This window comes from Streptomyces xanthophaeus (genome assembly GCF_000725805.1).
Classification (GTDB): domain Bacteria; phylum Actinomycetota; class Actinomycetes; order Streptomycetales; family Streptomycetaceae; genus Streptomyces; species Streptomyces xanthophaeus.
In genome coordinates this window covers 229,820-251,118 of the sequence record NZ_JOFT01000011.1, presented here as the reverse complement: position 1 = coordinate 251,118, position 21,299 = coordinate 229,820, and the positions used below count along the sequence as shown (strand labels likewise).

The 21,299-nt window shown below is 73.4% G+C and carries 20 protein-coding genes; 14 read left to right on the top strand and 6 right to left on the bottom strand.

Going from position 1 to position 21,299, the window contains the following annotated elements; all coding sequences use genetic code 11:
• Window positions 1–48 precede the first annotated feature (48 nt).
• From IO30_RS0104685 to IO30_RS0104655, 7 genes are all read left to right on the top strand, one after another.
• A complete protein-coding gene (locus tag IO30_RS0104685) occupies window positions 49–555 on the top strand; it encodes a hypothetical protein (protein ID WP_157853085.1) in 507 nt (168 codons plus the stop codon).
• Window positions 556–580: 25 nt separating this feature from the next.
• Entirely contained in the window at window positions 581–1,636 is a 1,056-nt protein-coding gene (locus IO30_RS0104680; RefSeq protein ID WP_031139533.1) for a peptidoglycan-binding protein, read from the top strand.
• On the top strand, window positions 1,633–2,394 hold the full coding sequence (locus tag IO30_RS0104675; RefSeq protein ID WP_051901874.1) for an ABC transporter ATP-binding protein: 762 nt from the start codon (window positions 1,633–1,635) through the stop codon (window positions 2,392–2,394). The genes IO30_RS0104680 and IO30_RS0104675 overlap by 4 nt, the downstream gene beginning before the upstream one ends.
• The gene (locus IO30_RS0104670) at window positions 2,394–3,599 is read left to right on the top strand and encodes an ABC transporter permease (RefSeq protein WP_031139529.1); all 1,206 of its coding nucleotides are present in this window, start codon (window positions 2,394–2,396) and stop codon (window positions 3,597–3,599) included. Before IO30_RS0104675 ends, IO30_RS0104670 begins: the two co-directional genes overlap by 1 nt.
• 122 nt (window positions 3,600–3,721) lie before the next feature.
• Window positions 3,722–4,438 (top strand): DNA alkylation repair protein, encoded by a 717-nt coding sequence (locus IO30_RS0104665; RefSeq protein WP_031139527.1) that lies wholly within the window; start codon window positions 3,722–3,724, stop codon window positions 4,436–4,438.
• A 68-nt stretch (window positions 4,439–4,506) separates the two neighbouring features.
• Window positions 4,507–6,663 (top strand): DUF4139 domain-containing protein, encoded by a 2,157-nt coding sequence (locus IO30_RS0104660; RefSeq protein ID WP_051901872.1) that lies wholly within the window; start codon window positions 4,507–4,509, stop codon window positions 6,661–6,663.
• Between the two features lie 6 nt (window positions 6,664–6,669).
• The gene (locus IO30_RS0104655) at window positions 6,670–8,229 is read left to right on the top strand and encodes a mucoidy inhibitor MuiA family protein (RefSeq protein ID WP_031139523.1); all 1,560 of its coding nucleotides are present in this window, start codon (window positions 6,670–6,672) and stop codon (window positions 8,227–8,229) included.
• A gap of 274 nt (window positions 8,230–8,503) precedes the next feature.
• On the opposite strand, the gene IO30_RS0104650 is transcribed toward IO30_RS0104655, so the two are convergent.
• Window positions 8,504–9,691, bottom strand: coding sequence for a serine hydrolase domain-containing protein (locus tag IO30_RS0104650; protein WP_051901870.1), 1,188 nt, complete (start codon window positions 9,689–9,691; stop codon window positions 8,504–8,506).
• Between the two features lie 161 nt (window positions 9,692–9,852).
• Window positions 9,853–10,998 carry an epoxide hydrolase family protein gene (locus IO30_RS0104645; RefSeq protein ID WP_031139519.1) on the bottom strand — a complete coding sequence of 382 codons (1,146 nt, stop codon included), beginning with the start codon at window positions 10,996–10,998 and terminating at the stop codon, window positions 9,853–9,855.
• A gap of 62 nt (window positions 10,999–11,060) precedes the next feature.
• Here IO30_RS0104645 and IO30_RS0104640 point away from each other — a divergent pair, with 62 nt between their 5' ends.
• The 3 genes from IO30_RS0104640 (at window position 11,061) to IO30_RS45205 (ending at window position 12,903) form a co-directional block, all read left to right on the top strand.
• Window positions 11,061–12,038, top strand: a complete 978-nt coding sequence (locus tag IO30_RS0104640; RefSeq protein WP_031139517.1) for a helix-turn-helix transcriptional regulator — start codon at window positions 11,061–11,063, stop codon at window positions 12,036–12,038.
• Between the two features lie 88 nt (window positions 12,039–12,126).
• Window positions 12,127–12,621, top strand: a complete 495-nt coding sequence (locus tag IO30_RS0104635) for a cupin domain-containing protein (protein WP_031139516.1) — start codon at window positions 12,127–12,129, stop codon at window positions 12,619–12,621.
• 138 nt (window positions 12,622–12,759) lie between these two features.
• Window positions 12,760–12,903, top strand: a complete 144-nt coding sequence (locus tag IO30_RS45205) for a hypothetical protein (protein ID WP_157853083.1) — start codon at window positions 12,760–12,762, stop codon at window positions 12,901–12,903.
• A gap of 16 nt (window positions 12,904–12,919) precedes the next feature.
• Here the strand turns inward: IO30_RS45205 and IO30_RS0104625 are convergent, their stop codons facing one another.
• On the bottom strand, window positions 12,920–13,252 hold the full coding sequence (locus IO30_RS0104625; RefSeq protein ID WP_308443080.1) for a 4a-hydroxytetrahydrobiopterin dehydratase: 333 nt from the start codon (window positions 13,250–13,252) through the stop codon (window positions 12,920–12,922).
• 199 nt (window positions 13,253–13,451) lie between these two features.
• Here IO30_RS0104625 and IO30_RS0104620 point away from each other — a divergent pair, with 199 nt between their 5' ends.
• Together IO30_RS0104620 and IO30_RS0104615 are read left to right on the top strand one after the other, a co-directional pair.
• Window positions 13,452–13,952, top strand: coding sequence for a hypothetical protein (locus IO30_RS0104620; protein ID WP_051901868.1), 501 nt, complete (start codon window positions 13,452–13,454; stop codon window positions 13,950–13,952).
• A 123-nt stretch (window positions 13,953–14,075) separates the two neighbouring features.
• The gene (locus tag IO30_RS0104615) at window positions 14,076–15,308 is read left to right on the top strand and encodes an FAD-dependent oxidoreductase (protein WP_031139510.1); all 1,233 of its coding nucleotides are present in this window, start codon (window positions 14,076–14,078) and stop codon (window positions 15,306–15,308) included.
• Between the two features lie 64 nt (window positions 15,309–15,372).
• Here IO30_RS0104615 and IO30_RS0104610 read toward each other — a convergent pair whose 3' ends face one another.
• The 3 genes from IO30_RS0104610 to ligA all read right to left on the bottom strand — a co-directional run bounded on the left by IO30_RS0104610 (window position 15,373) and on the right by ligA (window position 19,106).
• On the bottom strand, window positions 15,373–15,948 hold the full coding sequence (locus IO30_RS0104610; RefSeq protein WP_234321717.1) for a hypothetical protein: 576 nt from the start codon (window positions 15,946–15,948) through the stop codon (window positions 15,373–15,375).
• 309 nt (window positions 15,949–16,257) lie between these two features.
• A complete protein-coding gene (locus IO30_RS0104605; RefSeq protein WP_031139506.1) occupies window positions 16,258–16,884 on the bottom strand; it encodes a TOPRIM nucleotidyl transferase/hydrolase domain-containing protein in 627 nt (208 codons plus the stop codon).
• 161 nt (window positions 16,885–17,045) lie between these two features.
• The gene (gene ligA, locus IO30_RS0104600; protein ID WP_031139504.1) at window positions 17,046–19,106 is read right to left on the bottom strand and encodes an NAD-dependent DNA ligase LigA; all 2,061 of its coding nucleotides are present in this window, start codon (window positions 19,104–19,106) and stop codon (window positions 17,046–17,048) included.
• A 146-nt stretch (window positions 19,107–19,252) separates the two neighbouring features.
• Between ligA and IO30_RS0104595 the strand changes: the two genes are divergently transcribed.
• Together IO30_RS0104595 and IO30_RS42990 are read left to right on the top strand one after the other, a co-directional pair.
• Window positions 19,253–20,320 carry a DUF8094 domain-containing protein gene (locus IO30_RS0104595; protein WP_031139502.1) on the top strand — a complete coding sequence of 356 codons (1,068 nt, stop codon included), beginning with the start codon at window positions 19,253–19,255 and terminating at the stop codon, window positions 20,318–20,320.
• Window positions 20,321–20,396: 76 nt separating this feature from the next.
• On the top strand, window positions 20,397–21,284 hold the full coding sequence (locus IO30_RS42990; RefSeq protein ID WP_063768408.1) for a hypothetical protein: 888 nt from the start codon (window positions 20,397–20,399) through the stop codon (window positions 21,282–21,284).
• Window positions 21,285–21,299: the final 15 nt, after the last annotated feature.

Sequence of the window (21,299 nt, the reverse complement as noted above, 5' to 3'; positions counted from 1 at the left end):
CCGCTGCGTGAGGGAAGCGAAAGCCGCTCCTGCCGCAGGGTCGGGGCCATGAATCGATCTCTCACGATGACCACGGCCGCCCTGCTCACCGGCCTCGTCCTCGCCGTCACGGCGTGCGGCAACCAGCAGTCCGGCGGCGGCGGGCAGGACCCGACGGGCGGCGCAGCGGGCGGAAGCGGCGGAAGCGGCCAGGACAGCGGCAAGGAGATGGACGACGCCATCAAGCTGCGCCAGTGCCTGCGCAAGGAGGGCGTCGACATACCCGACCCCAAGCCGGGCGAGGACGCCCGCGGCATGACCGTCGGCAAGGACGTGGACCCGGACAAGATGAAGAAGGCCATGGACGCGTGCGGGGGAGGGGGCGGAGCCGGCAGCCAGGGAATCACCCAGGAGATGAAGGACAAGGCGCTGAAGCAGGCCCAGTGCCTGCGCGGCAAGGGCTTCAACGTGCCCGACCCGACCTTCGAGGGCGACCGGATGACGGGCCTCGGGGTCCCGGAGGGCGTGGACCAGAAGGCGTTCATGGACGCCGCCAACGCCTGCTCCAAGGGGTGAACCCGTGACACGGAAGAAGTGGTTGATGGCGGCCCCGGTCGCCGTCGCGGTGGCCGTCGGCGCCACCTACGCGGTCACCGCCGAGCCGCACACCGGCAAGGGCGACGCCCGCGAACAGGGGACGGCGCTGCCCCCGGACACGGCCCCCGTCACGCGCGGCGACCTCAGCACCGGGACCCAGGTCGACGGCACCCTCGGCTACGCCACGGAACGCAAGCTGAACGCCGCCGGTCCCGGCACGGTGACCTGGGTCCCCGCCGCGGGCTCGGCCGTGGAGCGGAACGGGAAGCTGTACGAGCTGAACGGGCGCCCGGTCCACCTGATGTACGGGTCGACCCCCATGTACCGGCCGCTGAAGGCGGGCGACAAGGGCGAGGACGTCAAGCAGCTCAAGAGCAACCTCAAGGCGCTCGGACACGGTTCCGGGCTCGACCCGCAGGACGGCACGTTCACGGAGGGGACCGGCGCCGCCGTCAAACGGTGGCAGAAGTCCCTGAAGACGAAGGAGACGGGGGAGGTCGCCAAGGAGGACATCGCCTTCGCCTCCGGCCCGCAACGGGTGCAGGCGGCGGACACCACCGTCGGCGACGAAGCGGGGCCGGGCAAAGCGGTCCTGACGCTGACCGGCACGGACCGGGTGGTGCGGATGAAGCTCGACCCGGCCAAGGCCGGCGCCGCCGCGACCGGGGACGCCGTCAGCGTGAACCTGCCGGACGGCTCGACGGCCGCCGGGAAGGTGGACTCAGTGGGCGGGGCCGGCCAGGACGAGAAGGAAGGACCCGGCGGTGGCGACAAGCCCAAGGTCGAAGTGATCGTCACCTTCGACGACCCGGGCTCGGTCAAGGCGCCCGACCAGACGCCGGTGACGGTCGGGCTGACCGGCGAGACCCGCTCCGGCGTGCTCTCCGTACCCGTCAACGCACTGCTCGCGCTCTCGGGCGGTGGATTCGGGGTCCAGGTCGTGGAGGACGGCGCGGTGCGTGAGGTGCGCGTGGAGCTCGGGATGTTCGGCCGCGGCCGGGTCGAGGTGAAGGGCGATGCGCTCAAGGAAGGCATGAAGGTCGGGGTGCCGAAGACATGAACACCGTCAACGTCGTCGAACTGGCCGGCGTCACCAAGGAGTACCCGGGCGGGGTCGCCGCCCTGCGCGGGGTGGACCTCGCCGTCGCCCGGGGCGAACTGCTGGGCATCGTGGGCCCGTCCGGCTCCGGGAAGTCCACCCTGCTGCACATCGTCGGCACCCTGGACCGGCCCACCGCGGGGACGGTGGCCATCGCCGGGCACGACGTGTCGCGGCTGTCCGACCGGGCACTGTCGGCGCTGCGCTCGCGCCACATCGGCTTCGTCTTCCAGTCCTTCCACCTGGTCCCGGGGATCAGCGCCCGGGACAACGTCGCCGAGGGGCTGCTCTACTCCGGGCTCCCGCGGGCCGAGCGCCGGCGGCGGGCCGCGGCCGCGCTGGAGCGGGTCGGGCTGGGCGACCGCACCGGACACCGGCCCCACCAGCTGTCCGGCGGCCAGAAGCAGCGCGTGGCCATCGCCCGTGCCGTGGTCGGGGAGCCGGACCTGCTGCTGGCCGACGAACCGACCGGGGCGCTCGACACGGCCTCAGGGGAGGCCGTGATGGAACTGCTGCACGACCTGAACCGCGACGGGGCCACCATCGCCGTGATCACCCACGACCAGGAGATCGCGGCGCGGCTGCCGCGCCAGGTACGGATCCGCGACGGAGAGGTCGTGGCGGACGTCAGACGCGCCCGACCCGGTCCTGAGCCCCGCCCTGAGCCCCGCCCTGAGCTCCGTACGGCCGGACACGGCGACCCGGCGGAGGTGGCGTGATGGCCCGCCGCTCCCCGGCCCTCGTGCCGGCCCGGCTGTCCCCGCGCGACGTCGTCCACGTCGGCTCGGCAGGCCTGCGATCGCGCCCCGTGCGGGTGTTCCTGTCGGCCCTGGGGATCGCCATCGGCATCGCCACGATGATCGCCGTCGTCGGCGTCTCCGCCTCCAGCAAGGCCCAACTGCTGCGCGAACTCGACAGGCTGGGCACGAACATGCTCGTCGTCAAACCCGGCGAGGCGATGTTCTCCGGCCAGGACACCAAGCTGCCGAAGGACGCGCCCGGCATGATCGGCCGCATCGAAGGGGTCGAACAGGTGGGCACGGTCGGCGACGTCCCGGAGACGGTGCGCCGCAGCGAGAAGATCCCCGCCGAGGAGAGCGGCGGCATCGTCCCGAAGGCCGTCCAGGGCGAGCTCCTGGGCACCCTGCGGGCACGGATGAAGAGCGGCAGCTGGCTCAACGAGGCCACCGGCCGCTACCCCTCCGTCGTCCTCGGGGACGTGGCCGCGCAGCGCCTGGGCATCACCGGACCCGGGCAGCAGGTCTTCATCGGCGGCGCGTACTTCACCGTCGTGGGCATCCTGGCCCCGGTCCCCCTGGCTCCGGAGATCGAACGGTCCGCACTGCTGAGCTGGGACGCGGCCCAGCGGCTGCTCGGGTTCGACGGCCACCCGACCGCGGTCTACGAACGCTCGGCGGACGCCGCGGTGCAGGAAGTGAGGGGCCTGATCCCGCGGACGGCCCATCCGAGCAGCCCCGGAACGGTCCAGGTGACCGACCCGTCGGCGGCGCTCCAGGCGAAGGCGGCGACGGAGGGCGCCTTCAGCACCCTGCTGCTGGGACTGGGCGGCATCGCGCTCCTGGTGGGCGGGGTCGGCGTGGCCAACACGATGATCATCTCGGTGCTGGAGCGACGCCATGAGATCGGACTGCGGCGCTCGCTGGGCGCGACCAAGGGGCAGGTGCGGATCCAGTTCGTGACGGAGTCGCTCCTGCTGTCCGCGCTCGGCGGACTCGCGGGCATCGCGCTGGGGGCCGCGGCCACTTGGGTGTACGCGGCTTCGGGCGGCGTGCCGTGGGTGGTTCCGCTCTGGTCGGTGACCGGCGGCTTCGCCGCGACCCTGGCCATCGGCACGGTCGCCGGCCTGTACCCGGCCGTACGGGCGGCCGGGCTGTCGCCGACCCTGGCCCTGCAGGCGGCGTAAGCGGCACCCTCTGCGGGGCGTGCCCGACGCACGCGGAGCGCCCGTAGGCTGGCACGCGCGCGGAGAGCGCACGAGTACGAGTACGAGTACGAGTACGCGTACGAGGAGGAGGGCGAGGACGCATGGCAGCGGACGGCACCGCACCCGGCCCTCCGGTCGAAGAACTCCGCGCCGCGCTGCGGGCGCTGGCAGACCCCCTGAAGGCCGAACAGCAGCGCGCGTACCTGCACAGCGACCTGACCCACCTCGGGGTCCGGGTGCCGGACCTGCGCTGCTGCGTCACCGCGACCCGCCGGAAGCTGGGCCCCCGGCCCGGCCCGGAGGTTCTCACCCTCGCCCAGGACCTGTGGTCGTCGTCGCGGGCGGAACCCGTCTACGAGTACCGCTGGGCGGCAGTTGAGCTCCTGGTGCAGTACGCGGGGGCCTTGGACGCCGCGGACCTCCAGCGCGGCGTCGAGCCACTGCTGCGGGAGTGCCGCACCTGGGCCCTGGTGGATCCGCTGGCCGTCCACTGCGCAGGCGCCGTCGCCCGGCGCGATCCGGGCGCGGGCGCCGTGCTGGACCGGTGGATCGGGGATCCCGACTTCTGGCTCCGCCGCGCGGCCCTCCTCGCGCTGCTGCCCGGGATCCGCGCGGACCACCCCGACTCCGCCCGGCTCCTGCGCTACGCCGACGCCCTCGTCGACGAGCGGGAGTTCTTCCTGCGCAAGGCGCTGGGCTGGGCGCTGCGCGAGGCCTCCATCCGCGATCCGCACCTCGTCACGCAGTGGCTGGACCGGCACGGCCCCCGCGTCGCCCCCCTCACCCGCAGGGAGGCGCTGCGCCGCCTGCCCGGCTGAGGGAACCGGCGAGCCAGGCAGGTGCCGTCGGGCGTAGGCTTCGCTCAGCACGAACGGGGGCGGAGCACATGAGAGACGAGACAGCGCAGAGGTGGGGGTCGACCCTCGATTCTGTGGTGGTGTACGAACGGGGCGCCCTGTGCCGCCGTCTGGCCCGGGGCATCCTGCCGCCGGGCGGCAGGGTACGGGTGACGGGACTGCCCCGCTCCATGGACCCGGGCACGCTGCGCGCCCGCGTCCTGGGCGCGCCCGGGGTACGCGTCAGCGAGGCACGGGTTGAGGTCGAGGCCGAGCCCCTCGGTACTTCCGACCCCGGCCCGTTCCACCGCGAGGTCACCCGGCTGCGCGAGGAACGCGCGGCCGCGCAGGGCACCCGGGACCGCCTGCGGGGCCTGATCGGGGAGGTGGCAGGGCTGCGCCCGGTTCCGCCGAACCGCAGGCGCGAGGACCCGTACCGCCGCACCGCGGCCGAGGCTTGGCTGGAGCTCGCCGACTTCGTGGACGAGCGGCTGACGGGACTGCACGCCCGCCTCGTCGCGGCGGAGGAGGCGCTGCGCCGTGCCGACCACGAGCTCGACATCGCCGCGGACCGGCTCGCCCGCGCCTCCAGCGACGCACCGTCAGCGCACGTGGACACCACCGTCTCGGCCGTCCTGATCATCGATGCCGACCCAGTCGCCGGGGCGGACGTCGAGCTGGAGCTGGAACTGGAGCTGGAGCTGGAGTACGCGGTGCCGGGCGCCGTCTGGGTGCCGACGTACCGCCTCACCCACCGTCAGGGCGAAGCCGACGGCCGACTGGTGCTGCGAGCCTCGGTCGCCCAGCGCACCGGCGAGGACTGGACCGGTGTGTCCGTCGCCCTGGCCACGGCCGACCTGCGACGCGGCACCGAGCTGCCGAAGCTCCGCTCCGTCCGGATCGGACGGCGGCAGGCCGCCCCCGCGCCGTCCGGCTGGCGCGAGCCCCCGGCAGGGCTCACCGACCTGTTCGCCGGGTACGACGCGGCCGGCCCCCGCCCCGCTGCGAACGCCGGACCCGGGGCTGCCGTGGCCGTGGCCGTGTCCGGGCCCGTTGCGCCACCGCCACCGCCACCGCCACCGCCACCGCCACCGCCACCGCCGGCACCGCAGGCCTACGGCGGGCCGCCCCCCGCCCTCCGCCCGCCGGGCAGCGCCGGAGGCGCCCCGGAGGTCTTCGGGGGCGCCCCGGATCCCTTCGGCGGCGCGATGCCCGCCTTCGCGCAGTCGGCCCGGGCCCGTATGGGCAGGCCGGGTGCCGGCGGCAGGTCCTTCGCGGCCCCTGCGCAGGCCCAGCCCCAAGCTCCGATGGCACCCGTGGCCCCCGGCGGAGCCCCGCCTGTGGCGCCGCAGCCCGCACCGGTGGCGGGTCCGCCGCAGCCGAGCGGCGCCGAGCTCGACTACGCAGCCCTCGTCCTGTCCGGCCCCGACGACCAGGGCGGCCGCAGGGGCCGACTGTTCCCGGGCGCTCCGGTCGACGCGGTGGCGGCCGAACAGCGCCGCCGCGCCGAATCGGTGGCCGGGCTGCCGCTGCCCGGTCACGCGGTGCGGCCCCGTGAGTCGGCCGGTTCCTTCGACCACCGCTTCGATGCCGCGGCCCGCGCCGACATCCCGTCCGACGGCACCTGGCACACCGTCACCGTGGGGGAGATCCCGGTCGGTCTGCACACCGAGTACCTCTGCACGCCGTCCGTGGAGCAGGCCGCGTACGCGACGTTGGTGCTCTCCAACGCCACCGACCAGGCCCTCCTGGCCGGCCCGGTGGAGGTCACCGTCGACGACGACTTCCTGCTGACCGCCGCACTGCCCACGCTCGCCCCCGGCGGTGTCTGCCGGGTCGGGCTCGGACAGGCCGAGGGAATCCGGGTCACCCGGCGCGTGAACCTGCACGAGTCCACCGCGGGCCTGCGCAACAACATCACCGTCCTGGACCACCGCGTCCACGTACAGCTGGCCGGCCAGCTCCCGCGGCCCGTCACCGTCGAGGTCCGCGAGCGCGTACCCGTCACCTCCGATCCGGACGTCCGGATCGAGGAACGGGCCGACTGGACGGCGCCCGAGGACGGCGTGGGGCCCGATCGCCACGCCCCCGGCACCCGCGTCTGGCGGGTGGATCTGCCCGCAGGCGGCACCGCCGTGCTCGAAGGCGGCTACGAGATCCGCATCCCGGCCGGCAAGGCCCTCACCGGCGGCAACCGCAGGAGCTGACGCACCATGACCACGGCCCCGAAGCCGATCGCCCTCCCCGTCACCGCCGTCACCTGCCTGGAGGACCGCGCCCACGTCGAGCGCGCCGTCGTCCTCGACCTGGAGACGGGGGTCCAGCGGCTGCGTCTCGGGCCGGTCAGCGCGCTGGCCGTCGACCGGACCCTCCACGCAGAGCTGACCACCGGCCATCCGGCGACCGTGCTCGACGTACGGATCGTCCGCAGCTGGACCCCGCGCGGACCGCTCCCCTCCGCCGGCGACTCCGCCCTGAGCCACCGCATCCACGCCCTCGAAGAAGAGCAACTGGCCCTGGAGCAGCGGTGCGACCGGCTGCGCGCCCGCCTCGACCTGCTCGGCCGTCTCGCCGCCGACCTGCTGCGGGAGATCGGGGAAGGGACCGGATCCGGAGAGACCGACGGACCCCGCTGGGCACGCGAACTCGACCGCGTGGACGCCGAACGTGAGGAGTACGCGGAGCAACTGCGCACCGTGGAGAGCCGGTTGGCTGCTCTCGGTGAGGAGCTGGAGGCGGCGGAGCGGGCGGTGTACGCGTCCGAGAGCGAACCCGCCGAGCTCGCCGCTCACATCGAGCTCACCGTGGAGAGCCAGGTCGCCGGGCCGGTCGGGCTGCGCCTGAGCCACCTCACCCCGTGTGCGCTGTGGCGGCCCGCCTACCGGGCCGTGCTCGACGGGGACACCCTGACGCTGGAGACCGACGCGATGGTGTGGCAGCGCACCGGCGAGGACTGGACGGACGTGCGGCTGACGCTGTCGACGGCCCGCTCCGCGCTCGCCACCGATCCGCCGCGGCTCAGCGAGGACCGGCTGACGCTCACGGACCGCACCGCGGCGGAGCGCCGTACCGTCGACGTCGAGCTGCGCGAGGAGGAGATCGGCAGCCTCGGCCCGGCCGCGGTGCTCGGCCTGCCGGGGGTGGACGACGGCGGCGAGGCACGGGTGTTGCGGGCCCCGGCGCAGGTCTCCGTGCCCGGCGACGGCCGCGCGCACCGCGTGCCGCTGTCCGCCTTCACCACGGCCGCGCGCAGCGAGTACGCCTGCTCACCGGAGCTGTCCCCCCTGGTCACCCGGGTGGTGAGGTTCGACAACCTGGCCGGGCACGCACTGCTCGCCGGGCCCGTGGACCTGGTCCGCGACAGCGGGTTCAGCGGTCGTGGCACGCTCGGCTTCGCCGCCCCCGGCGCGGCCGTCGAGCTCGCCTTCGGCAGCTGTGACGACCACCGGGTGGTCCGGCAGACCGAGGAGTCGCGCGATTCCACCGGAATCACCCAGCGCACCGTCGTCACCCGTACGGTCCGCCTGCACCTGTCCCGGTTCAGCGGCCCTGGGGACCGGGGCGACCGGGTGATCGCCCTTCGGGAGCGGATTCCGGTCTCCGAGGTCTCGGCGGTGGAGGTGCGCCTGCGCAAGGAGGCCTGCTCCCCGGTGCCCGACGAGGTGGACGCCGAGGGCATCGCCCGCTGGGGGGTCGCCCTCCCACCCAGCGGCCACCGCACGGTCACCCTGGTCTACGAACTGTCGGGCAGCTCCAAGGTCACGGGCCTCTGAACCCCACGTTCCGCAGCCGCGGCGGCGCTCACCGCACGAGCAGCCCCGGCAGCTGCTGCATGTCGTGCAAGACGAGGGCGCCCGGCCCGGCGGCGCGGGCCGCTTCGACACCGGACCGGCTGTCCTCCGCCGAGCGGTACTTCGGCCTCGGCGACGAGAAGTCCGCCGCCTGCCAGGCTCTGCTCCGCGCGCGCGTGCGATCCGGGCGTCGGCACGCACTCCGACGGGGGGACGGAGCAGGGGCCGGGCCGTCGGCGGACCTCGGCGGGAGCCGTCAGTGGCCGAAGGCGGCGAGGGACAGGCGTTGGGCCAGGGCTGCGGACTCGTCGCGGGACGAGGACGTGCCCATGGCGTAGACCGCGCGCCGGTTGAGGTCCCGGGAGGCGAAGACGCCGCTGCGGTAGCCCGGATCGGAGCCCGTCTTGCCCCACAGGAGCGAGCCGTCCGGCATCGGTACGGACATCAGGCCGGCGCTGTAGCAGGCCGTGCCCTTGGCCGGGCCGGTGTTGCAGTTCGAGCCGTTGGCGTACGGCAGCGGCCCGCCGTCGGCGGCCTTCGGTACGGCGAACAGTTCCGCGGTCTGGGCCGGGGGCAGCAGCCGGCCGTCGAACAGGCCCGAGATGAAGCGGTCCAGATCTCCGGTGGTGGAGGTCATGCTCGCGGGCAGCCCGCCCTGCACGTTGACGTCGACCAGTGCGCCGCTGCTCCTCGGCAGATAGCCGGGCAGGTAGGGCCGGGGCACGGGCGTGCTGCGTCCCGGCGGGGTGGCCCGGGTCTCCCGCATCTTCAGCGGCTTCAGGACACGAGCGGTCACCTCGTCCTGGAAGCGGTGACCGGTGACCTCCTCGATGAGCTTCCCGGCGACCCGGTAGCCGAAGGAGTTGTACTCCTGCCGACTGCCCGGGCGGAAGCGGGGGCCGGGCGCCGGGCGGCCCTCGGGGCGGAGGGTCTGCTCGATCACCTCGTCGAAGGAGAGGTAGTCGAAGCGGCCGTCGATCACCTCGTCGGGAGAGGTGTCCGGGGCGCCCTCGAAGTCCTGGGGCAGGCCGCTGGTGTGGTTGAGCAGCTGCCGTACGCCGATCGGCTCCGCGAACCGGCTCTCCGGCAGCAGCCCGGGCAGGTAGTGCTGGACGCTCCGGTCCAGGTCGATGCGGCCCTCGGCGGCCAGTTGGAGCAGGACCACCGCCTCTATGGGCTTGCTGATGCTGCCGATACGGAAGTGAGCGCCGGGGCTGATCTGCCTGCCGGTGACGACGTCCCCCGAAGTGCCGTGCCACGACTGCCCGTTCTTGTGCACCTCGGCCACGACACCGGCGGCGCCGCCGTCCGGGCGCACGGCGATCGCTTCGCGCAGGGCGCCGCGGTCGAGGTCCGTGGCGGGGCCGGAGGCGGCGGCCTGTGCGGGGGCGGCGAGGGCGAACGCCAGGAGGGCGGTCAGGGGCAGGGCCGAGGAACGGCGCATGGAGGGGCTCCACTCAGAACGTGCGGTGATCGATTCCGGACGAGTCTGTCCGCCCGGATCCGCCCGTTTCGACGGGGATCACCCCACCTCGACCCTGACCCGACCCTGACCCCGCGTCAGGGATCATCGGCACGGGGGCGCTTGGCGTCCGGCGTGAGGTGTCAGGCGCCGAGCGAGCGGAAGAAGGCGCGGACGTCGGTGACGAACGCCTCCGGCTGCTCCAGCGAGAGGAAGTTCCCGCCGCGCTCCAGCTCGGTCCAGTGGGTGACGTGGTGGTCCCGCTCCGCGAAGCGGCGGATGGTGATGTCGGTGTGCAGGGCGACGGCCACACCGGTCGGGACGGTGCCGCGCGGCTTCGGGGCCCAGGCGCTCGGGTCGTGGCCCGACTCGTAGTAGAGGTTCGCCGAGGAGCCGGCCGTGCCGCTGAACCAGTAGACGCTGATGTTGGTCAGCAGGCGGTCGAGGCCCACGGCATCCTCGGGCAGCTCGGCCGCGGGATCGGTCCACGCCTTGAACTTCTCCGCGATCCAGGCGAGTTGCCCGACCGGCGAATCGTGCAGACCGTAGGCGAGCGTCTGAGGGCGGGTGGACTGGAGGGCGTTGAAGCCCATCTCCTCCTGCTGGAAGTTCTCCAGGCGGGCCAGCCGCTCCTGCTCGGACGCCGTCAGGCCGTCGAGTTCCCCGGGGGCCCCGGAGGGGAAGGTGACCAGGCCGTTGACGTGGATGCCGATGACCCGCTCGGGCGCCTGGCGCCCCATCTCGGCGGCGATCCAAGCACCACCGCCGGTGCCCTGGACACCGTAGGAGCCGTAGCCGAGCCGGTCCATCAGTTCGACGAACGCGCCCGCGATGCGGCCGGTGTTCCAGCCGGCCTCGCCGAGCGGGCCGGAGAAGCCGGTACCGGGCGTCGAGGTCACGATGACGTGGAAGTCCTCCGCCAGCGGCCGGATCACCTCGGCGAACTGCACGAACGAGCAGGGCCAGTCGTGCAGCAGGAGCAACGGGACGGCCGCCGGGTTCTGCGAACGGACGTGGAGGAAGTGGATGTTCTGGCCGTCGATCTCGGTGGTGAACTGGGGGAACTCGTTGAGCTCCGCCTCCGCCTTGCGCCAGTCGAAACCGCCGCCCCAGTACGCGGCCAGTTCCCGGAGGTAGGCGGAGGGCACGCCCCGGCTCCAGCCGGTACCGGGGATCTCGCTGCCCCAGCGGGTCCGTGCCAGCCGCTCCCGCAGGTCGTCGAGCTCGGCCTGCGGGACCTCGATGCGGAAGGGGTGAATCCGGGCGTCGGTGCTGCTGCTGTTCTCCATGAGAAGACAGTATTCTCGATATAGGCACGATAGGTTCCTAATGACACAACAGACTGGCCCTCATGCTCGACACCTCCGCACGGCTGCTGCGCCTCCTCTCCCTGCTGCAGACCCCGAGGGCCTGGCCCGGATCCGAACTGGCCGAACGCCTCGGGGTCAGCGGCCGGACCGTCCGCAACGACATCGAACGACTACGCGAGCTCGGCTACCCGGTCGACGCCACGCGCGGCACCACCGGCGGCTACCGGCTCGGTGCCGGGGCGGCGATGCCGCCGCTGCTGCTCGACGACGAAGAGGCCGTCGCGGTGACGGTCGCCCTGCGCACCGCCACCCAGGGCGCCGTCCCCGGCACGGAGGAGACGGCCCTGCAGGCGCTGACCAAACTGGAGCAGGTCCTGCCCTCGCGGCTGCGCAGACGGGTCCGGGCGCTCCAGGCGTACACCGTGGCCGTCCCCGCCGACCGGTCGGCGCCGACCGTGTCCGCGGACGTGCTGACCGCCTTGGTGTCGGCCTGCCGCGACCAGGAACGCCTGCGCTTCGACTACCTGGACCACGCCGGAACGCCCACCCGTCGCCTCGTCGAGCCGTACCGGGCGGTCAACTGGGGCCAGCGCTGGTACCTGGTCGCATGGGACGTCGAGCGCGAGGACTGGCGGACCTTCCGGGCCGACAGGATCCGGCCCCGCACCCCGACCGGCCCGCGCTTCGCCCCGCGCGAACCGCCCGGCGGCGACATCGGGGCGTACGTCTCCCGGCGGGTGTCGGGCGCCGCCTGGCGCCACTACGCGCGGGTGACCGTCCACGCCCCGGCGGCGGCCGTGATCGAGCGGATCAGCCCCGCGGTCGGCACGGTCGAGGAACTCGGAGCCGGCACCTGCACCCTCGTCACCGGCGCCGACACGGTCCAGACCCTGGCCGTCCACCTCGGCATGCTCGACTTCGACTTCGATGTCACCGAGCCCCCCGAACTGGTGGACCACCTGCGTCGACTCGGCGAGCGCTACGCCCGGTCGACACCGCCCGAACCGCCTGCCCGCTGAGCCGACGAGCCGCGAAGACCGTCCTGATCAGCCTCCGGATGCGAGATCATGGGGTGCCGGGACACCGGCGGACACGGGGGAGAGGCAGATGCGGACCGAGCCGGAAGCCGAGGTGACCACCGTCGCGGGACTGGTCGCGGCCGCCGAGGAAGACCAGAGCGGCGCCCTGTGGCGGCTGCGCGAGGCGAACCGGCAGCTCGACGCCAACCTGGTGCGGCTCCTGCCCGGCGCCGAAGTCGCCGCGCACACGGAGGCCGAGGTCGACGTACTGGTCGTGGTCGTCGCGGGCACCGGCTCCCTCAGCCTGGACGAGGCCGAGCTGGAGGTCGGGCCCGGATCCCTCACCCTGATGCCGCGCGGCGTCCCCCGGGCGATCCTGGCCGGTCCGGACGGGCTGACCTTCCTCACCGCGCATCGCAGGCGCTCCGGGATGAGCATCGGGCGGCTGCCCCGCCCCGAGCCCCGCGTGGAGTGCGGGGTGCACCTCGTCTGCAGCCAGTGCCAACGGCACGCGATCGAGGTCGACGCGCAGTACTGCAGCCGCTGCGGCACCCGCCTGACGCGCCGGACGAGCACCGGCTGACGGACCCGCACGCTCGCGGGCGGTCGGTCCGGGGACCAATCCGGCCGTCGGGGCGCCGCGAATCACCTGCAGAGGACCTGCACAGGAGCTGCACAGGACCTGGTGGGGACCTGGTGAGGACCTGGTGAGGCGAGCACGATGACCGACGAAGAGTTCGAACAGCTGATGGCCCAGGCGCGGGCGGAAGCGCGCCGGACCTCCTTCCCGGCTCCGGCCTCGGACGAGGACGCGGAGTACGCCTTCCACACCCAGCACGCGGAATTCGGAGCGCCGGCCCACTGACCCGGCGTCCGCGCCGTCAGTCCAGTGGGATCGCCTGATGGGCGGCGACGATCGCGTCGATCCGGTGGGCGAGGTCGAAATCGGCCCGGGTCAGACGGTTCCCCGCGTCGTGCGTGGAGATCGACGCGCGCAGGTGGTCGGCGCGCAGGTCCAGGTTCGCCTGGTGCCGGACGCGCCGGGACCGGTCGGCGATCGTCACGATCGCGGCGACCGCCGCGTGGTAGCCCATCGGGTAGGTACGGGTGATCGCGTCCCCGTCCTGTTCCCACCCCGGCAGCCCTGACAGCTGCTCGGCGATCTGCTCGTGCGTCATCGGCTGCGACACGTCCATGTCCTGCTCCTCGGTCACGGGTGCCGGGACCTCTGACGGTTCCCGGCCAACCGGCGCACGTCCACGCCCTCGGAACCCCTGAGGGTCCCGGCACGCGGGCCGTGCCACCGACGCGCCCCTACCCGGTCCCGGCACGCCCACGCGTCGAGGCGCACGTCCTCGCGCCGAGCCGCAATCCGGATGCGAACGTCCGCAGTGATCACACAAGATGAACCCCATGCAGCACATCGAGTTCTTCACCTACGGCCCCTCTCCTCTGTGGGGCGTCCGCGTCGACGGGTCCGACCTCCGCGTCCACGCGGCAGATGCCACCCGCCCCCTGTGGGCGCAGGAGAAGAGCCCTTACGAGAGGACACCGGACAGCACGGAGGAGTTCCTGTTCCACCAGTACGGCGGAATGCCGGAGTCCGACCTTGGTGACCCTGCGCTCCACTTCCTCGGCGGCGCCGCCCAGGACCTCCGGCACGAGCCGACCGGGTCAACCGTGGTGCTGGGCTGCACCTGCGGCGCCTGGGAATGCTGGCCGCTGTTCGCCCGCATCACCGCCACCCCCGAGGCCGTCACGTGGTCCGGCTTCCGTCAACCCCACCGCCGGGCCTGGGGCGAACTTGCCATGGGTCCGTTCGTCTTCCCCCGCCCCGCCTACGAGGACGCGCTCGCACACGCCGTCCACCATGCCGAGGACCCCTTCACGGCCCTGCCTCCCCCGAAGCAGTGACGCACGGCTGGAACACGCGTGACGACGTCCCGGGCGCGCGCGGGTGTGGCGGCTCGTGCCGGGCGTTCCGGCGCGGTATACGTCCCCTGGGGCTCACCCGGACCCCGCGAAGGGAGTGTTGCCGTGGAGCGGACTACGTGCTGCGTGGTGGGAGGCGGGCCCGCCGGAATGGTGCTGGCGCTGCTGCTGGCCCGGGCCGGGGTGGAGGTGACGGTGCTGGAGAAGCACGGCGACTTCCTGCGCGACTTCCGCGGCGACACCGTGCACCCCTCCACCCTGTCGCTGCTGGACGACATCGGCCTCGCCGAACGCTTCGCCCGGCTCCCGCAGCGCCGGGTGACCTCGGTGCAACTGCCCATCGGGCCGGACCGGTCCCTGGTCACCGTCGGCAACATCGGCGCCCTGCACGGGAAGTACAACTACATCGCGATGGTGCCCCAGTGGGACCTGCTCGACCTCCTCGCCGACGAAGCGGCCCGTGAATCCTCCTTCCACCTGCGCATGAACACCGAGGCGACCTCCTTCCTCAACGAGCGCGGACGGGTCACGGGCGTGCGCTACCGCACCGCGGACGGCAGCACCGGCGAGCTCAGGGCCGACCTGACCGTGGCCTGCGACGGCCGTGGCTCCCTCGCCAGGGCGCTGCCCGAACTCGGCCTCGAAGGCTTTCCGTGCCCCATGGACGCCTGGTGGTTCCGCCTGCCGCGCCACGAGGACGACCCCAGCGGACTCGTGGGCGGCCTGGGGGACAGGTTCTTCACCGCACTCATCGACCGCGGTGACTACTGGCAGTGCGCCGCCCTGATCCCCAAGGGAACCGACGCCGAGCGCCGCGCCGAGGGCCTGGAGCGCTTCATGACCCGCTTCACGGCCGCCGTCCCGTGGCTGGCCGACCGGAGCGGCGCCGTCACCTCCTGGGACGAGGTCAAACTGCTCGACGTACGACTCGACCGCCTGCGCCGCTGGCACCGCCCCGGGCTGCTCTGCATCGGTGACGCCGCCCACGCGATGTCACCCGTCTTCGGCATCGGCATCAACCTCGCCGTGCAGGATGCGGTGGCTGCGGCGCGTCACCTGGTGCGTCCGCTGCGGGAGGGCACCGTAGGGCTGCGGGACGTGCGCCGCGTACAGCACCGCCGCTGGCCCACCACGGTGGCGACGCAAGGCCTTCAGCGGCTCGCCCACACCCAGGTCATCGGACCGCTGCTGGCCGGCCGCACCGCGTTCGGCGATCCCCGACGGGCCCAGCGGATGACGGAGCTCATCACCGACTCGCGGTGGCTGAACCGGATCCCGGCCTACTTCCTCGCGTACGGGGCGCTGCGGGAGCGTCCCCCGAAGGAATCGCTGCGCTGACCGGCTCCGGCCCCGGACGGCGCCGCCGATCGTGCGGTGGCGGCACCGTCCGGGGCGGAGCGGTTCAGGAAGTGACGTCGTTGATGATGTTGGCGATCACCCAGATCGCCCACGCGATGGGCAGCAGCACGGCGAGGCTGGTCGGACGGCGCAGCACCGGCAGCCCCACCCGCGGCCGCGGACCGCCACCGGACGGCTCGGGCAGCCGGTTGACCTTCGCCAGCGCCACTCGGTTGGAGATCAGCGTGAACGGTGTGAACAGCACCAGCGAGAACGGCGACCACCAGCCCTGCCACAGGGTCCGCGCGGTCAGCTCGCGGAAGTACGCCGTCCCGCACTCGCGGCAGAACGGGCCCTCCATCTTGTGGAACCGCATCATGATCAGCAGTCCCTGATGCAGGCGGAAGGTCACCGGGACGGCCGGAGCCGCCCCGCAGTGGCGGCACGGTATCGCTCCGGCGTACGGGGACGGCGCCTGGCCCGTCCCCGGCCCCGGATAGGGCGCGTACGGGTGCGAACCGGGGGCCGGCGCCTGCCACCCCGCGGGCGGCGGCGGACCGAAACCGGAGGGGGTCTGGTTCGCTGCCGCGTCGGCCGGCCGCGGCCCGCCTGCCTGGGGAGACGGGGAACTGGCAGTCATCTGGGAAACTCCATGCTCAATTTGCGAAAGGCGGCACGCAAAGACGTGCCCGCCGAAAGGTCACAGCACAGCAGACACACTTCAGCCGATCTTGGTTCCCGTAACCGGGTGACGATCTCGTGTGCACGTCGGCACGGTACCCGCACCCCGCCTGTCACCGGGCCGTCCACCGGTCCGTCACGAGCCGCCCCTGCCGCCCCGCCTGCCGTCCGGAGAAGACCGACACGGTCCCGTGTGCGGCGGCAACGGCCGTGACGCGGACCGTCGGACGGCCGGTGGATCCCCGCTCCCGGGAACGGCCCCGGGCGGTCAGAGGCTGGTCAGGAGACGGTCAAGCGGAGCGGGTGTGCGGCCGGGTTCGAGACCCTCGACCAGGACCCGGCCGTAGCGGATCTTGCGCCCCTTCGTCGTGCCCAGGAAACGCCGCAACTGCTGCTCCGAGGAACGCGCGAGCTGCGCGGGCTGGCGCACGAAGGTCTGAAGGGACCGCAGGTTGCCCTCCGCCCGGACGAGCTCCTCCACCCGCGTCACTCCCAGCGCGCGGATCAACTCGTCCTCCAGGTCCGCCGCGCAGACGAAGAACTCCTCCTGCGCCGCACCGGCCCGCTCCAGGCCGCGGGCGTAGTAGCCGCGTTCCGCCTCGTCGCACAGTCCGGTGAGCCGCAGGCCCAGGCCGGGCGGCCCGAGGAGCTGGGCGTAGCGCCCGACGTTCATCGCACCGCCCATCGACAGGACGCAGACCCCTTCGGACTCCAGGTCCCGCCCGCGCCGCGCGGCCAGCGCGTTGACCGCCGCGGCGTCGCTCGGCCCTTCGAGGAGGACCACCGTCCGTACGGGCAGCCGTGCGGCCAGCTCGCGCGCCCGGTCGCCGGGATCGCCGGGGTCACCGGCTGCCCACGCGGTGACTGCTTCCCGGAACGACTCCATGTCCGTCATGGGGACGAGTCTCCGTCCTGAGCGGCCGCGATGGTAGGCATTTTCCGCCGGCGCCCCCGACCGGCGGGGGCAACCGGCAACCGGCAACCGGCAACCGGCAACCTACGACCGGCAACCGGACGACCGGGCAACCGGACGACCGGACCGCGTGCGCCGCAGGGTCACGTCAGATAGTCGGCGACCAGCTCGGCGAACGCCTCCGGAGTGATGACCTCCACGCCCAACTCGGCAGCCTTGACCGCCTTCGAGCTCGGCTTGCCGTTCGCGGAGGGCGCCGAGACCAGGACGGACGTCCGGCTGCTGACGCTGCTGCCCGCTCGCCCGCCCGCCTTCTCGATCAGGGCGTTCATCTCGGAACGGCCCATGCCGTCCAGCGGCCCCGCCATCTTGCCGGTGACCACGACCACCTTGCCGTCCAGCGGACCGCCCGCCTGGGCGGCCGGGTCCTGCGGCTCCGTCATGTTGACGCCCGCCGCGACCAGCTTGTCGATGACCGGGGCCAGAGCGGCGACCTGCTCGACGACGACCGGCGCCTTCTCCGGGCCGATCCCCTCGACGTCCTGCATCGCGGCCGCGTCCGCCTGCCGGATCGCGTCCATCGTGCCGAAGTGCCGGGCGATCCGGCGGGACATGCTGCGCCCGGTGCCGAGCACGCCCAGCGCGCAGAACACGCGGTTGAGCGGCCGGGCCTTGGCCGCCGCGATCTGCTCGGCGAGTTTGACGGCCCGCTTGGAACTGCCGGAGGCGACGGTGAGCTGGTCCGGAGTGAGGGTGAACAGGTCGGCGATGTCGGTGACATCGCCGGACGCGACGAGGGCTGCCACATAGGTCCTGCCCAGCCCGTCGATGTCGAGCATCTCGCGCCCGGCGGCGTACTCGATCAGCGCCGGAAGCGCGCACGCGGTGCCCTGCGCGCACCGCCACCGCTCCTGGGCCTTGCTGATCTCGCCACCGCACCGCGGGCAGGACTCGGGCAGCGGCACCTCGGTCGCCCCGGCCGGGCGGAGCCCCAACACGGCCGCCTGGACGCGCGGGATGATGTCGCCGGCCTTGTACACCGTCACCGTGTCACCGATGTGCAGGTCACGGCGCCGGATGTCGGCAGGGTTGTGGAGCGTGGCCCGGGTGACGGTGGAACCGTCGATCACCACGGGGGCCAGCACCGCCGTCGGCGCGAGGACACCCGTGCGGCCGACCTCCCACACCACGTCCTCCAGCACCGTCTGCCGCTCCACCGCGGGCAGCTTGAAGGCGATGGCCCAGTGCGGGAACCGGGAACCGACCCCGGCCTCCTGCTGCTCGGCCGCCTCGTTCAGCTTGATGACCACACCGTCGATCCCGACGGGCAACTGCGCGCGCATCGCGGCGATCGCATCGACCTGCTGCTGCGCCGCGGCCAGTTCGGCGACGACGTGCAGCCCGGCAGGGGAGTCCGCGGTCGTCCGCACCCCGGCCGCGGCCACGGCCCGCAGGGTCTCGGCGTGCGCGGCCCCCGGCTGCAGGAACGGTACGCCGTCCAGCTCGACCGCCCCGTAGGCCCAGAACGTCATCTGCAGCCGGTACGGCCGGTCCTTCGCCCTCAGCGTGCCCGCCGTTCCGTTGCGGGGGTTGACGAAGGGCTGCGCGCCGTGAGCGGTCCGCACCGCGTTCGCCGCCTCGAACTGTTCCTGGGTGAAGGCGACCTCGCCGCGGACCTCGACGGTGACCGGGACGGACAGACGCTCGGGAAGGCCGTCGATCTGGCCGATCACGTGGCTCACGTCCTCCCCGTGGCTGCCGTCGCCCCGGGTGATGATCTGGACCAGGCGGCCGTCGCGGTACCGGCCCGCCACGGCGGCGCCGTCGATCTTCGGCTCGACGGTGAACCCGCCCGCCGGGGCCCGCCCCAGCCGGCGCTGGACCGAGGCACCCCAGGCCACCAAGCCCTCGGCGTCGAACACGTTGTCCAGGCTCAGCAGGCGGGTGGTGTGCGCGACATCGCCGGCCGGGGCCGCACCGTCGGCGACGAGGCCGGTGGGGGAGTCGGGGGACACCTCGGCGGGGTTCTCCTGCTCCCAGGCCAGCACGGCCAGCCGCAGCAGGTCGTACGAGGCATCGTCCAAGGCGCTGTCACCATCGCCGTAGTACGCCTGCGAAGCCTCCCGCAGACGGCTGAGCGCGGCCTCGTACTCGGCGCGGCTGGACATGCTGGACTGCGCCTGGGCGGCGGGGAAAGTCGTCATGGGAGTGATCCTCTCCCAGAGCACTGACAATCGCCGCCGACGGAGGCAGGACACCTGTCCCGTGAGGCCGGAGGCGGCCTCAGGACGGGGGCGTCGCGGTCATAGTGCATGATCAGGGGCCTGTGAACCGCTTCCTGGGGGATTTGATGAGACGCTCCGTACCCACGGCCCTGGCCGTCCTGTTCGCACTCGCCGCGACGGCGGGCTGCGGCGGCCAGACCACGAAGGCGGACGCCGGCCCGAAGACCCCCGCCGCCGGCCCCGCGACGAGCAGCCCGGCGGCCCCGGTCAAGGCGCCGCCGCTCACCGAGGAACAGGCCCGGGGCGTGGTCAAGGACCTCGCGGGGAAGGTCGAGGCCGACAACTTCGACGCCGAGTACTGGAAGGGCGTCGCCGAGGGCCCGCTGCTCGAGCAGCAGCTCGCCGTCGTGGAGACCAGCAAGAAGTACGGGACCGAACGGCAGCCGGGGCCCGCCAACACCCCGCGGACCGACCCCGCCGTGCACACCTGGACCACCGGCCAGGACGACGGCAGCGACCGGTGGATCCTCGGCGCCCACGAGGTCGAGGGCCAGACCGTCGGCGCCGCGAAGAAGGAGACCGTGCTGCGCTGGTCCCTCTTCCACCAGCAGCGTACGGACGCGCCCTGGCACGCGACCTTCGTGGCACGCGCCCCCGAGACCACGGCGCTGCCCCAGATCGCGACCGGTCCCGACGGCCGGGCCGTCACCGGCGGGGACACGGCGGGACTCGCGGCCGACCCGGCGACCGTGTGCGGGAGCTACGGCGACTACCTGCACACCGACATCGGCGCGGGCGGCGTGAAGTGGAGCAAGGACGTCACCGAGGTACGGGAGGCCTACGCGGGGGGCCTCGAGGCCGAGCGCAAGAACCTCCGGAACCCGGCCAGGCTCGAAGCCGGCGCCGAGGTCACCCGTACCCCGCACGGTCCGGTCTGGCGCACCACGGACGGCGGGGCACTCGTGGCCTGCACCGCCGTCAGCAAGCTGTACACGGAGCTGGGCGGCGGACGCGCGACGACCTTCAGCAGCAGCGGCTGGGCCGGCACGACGGGGATCCCCTGGGCCTCGTACACCCAGCGGCTCATGGCCCTGACCGTGCTGAAGGTCCCGGCGGGAGGCTCGGGCGAGGTGTCCGTCGCGGCGGAGTCCAACCTGCCGTACTCCTTCGAGGGGACCAGGAAGACCGGCTGAACGAACGGGCACCCGGGGTACCCCGGATGCCGGCGGCCGATGCCGGATGTCAGTGCCTCGGACGATCATGCGTGGTGTGTCCTCACGCCCTGAACTCCACCCGGCCCGCCTGTCCGTCCGTGACGACGGGCCCTTCGCACACCGCCCCGAACTCCTCGAAGAGGAGCTCTTCTGGTGGGCACACCTGAGTGCCTGCCTCCGGGGCACACCCCGATCCTGGCTCGGCTCCTACGACCCGATCGCCTCCCGGGCGTTCGGGCGCAGGCTGTGGACCGCGGACGACCGGCCCGTGTTCACCGTTCCGGTGGCGGGCGGGCTCCGTCTGCACGTCGTCTACGAGAACGCCGACGAGGTCGTGGGCGTCCACTACGCGGTCCACCACCCCGACTGGGAGGAGGCCGAGCTCCTCGCCCGCGACGACGGCCACTGGCGGGGCCCGGGCCTGTCCTGGCCCGAACTGGTCGGCGTCGCCGACAACGGCCTGCCCGGCGGAATCACCACGGACCCCGACACGCGGCTGCTCCTGCTGCTGCCCGCACTCGGGGACACCGACCTCCCGGCGGGCGCCGCTCAACGGCTCGCCGCCTGCCTGCGGGACCGCCTCGGCGCCAGGGAACCCGGCCGGCTCGCTGTCGCCTTGCTGCGCCGCCAGGGGGTGGCGGGCCCTGCGGGTTGGAGGACGGGCCCGCACGGGGTCCGGGTCAACGACGGCAAACAGTCCTTCCGCAATCCGGCCGACCGCGCCGCGCTGCCCGACTGCAGGCTCGCCCAGGTGTCCGCCGCGCTCGACCCGGAGCCGGGCAGGACCGCGCGCGCAGGCGCCCGTCTTGGGCCGGGGCACCGCCCCGGGGAGTGCCGCCCGGACGACTGCCGGGCCGTTCCGCGCTCAACAGCCGGCTGCCCGCGCCGGGTTGCTTACGCGGCCTGGTTCGACTCACTGATGAGCGGTACGCCGCCGTTCTGAACCCCCGAGCCGAGC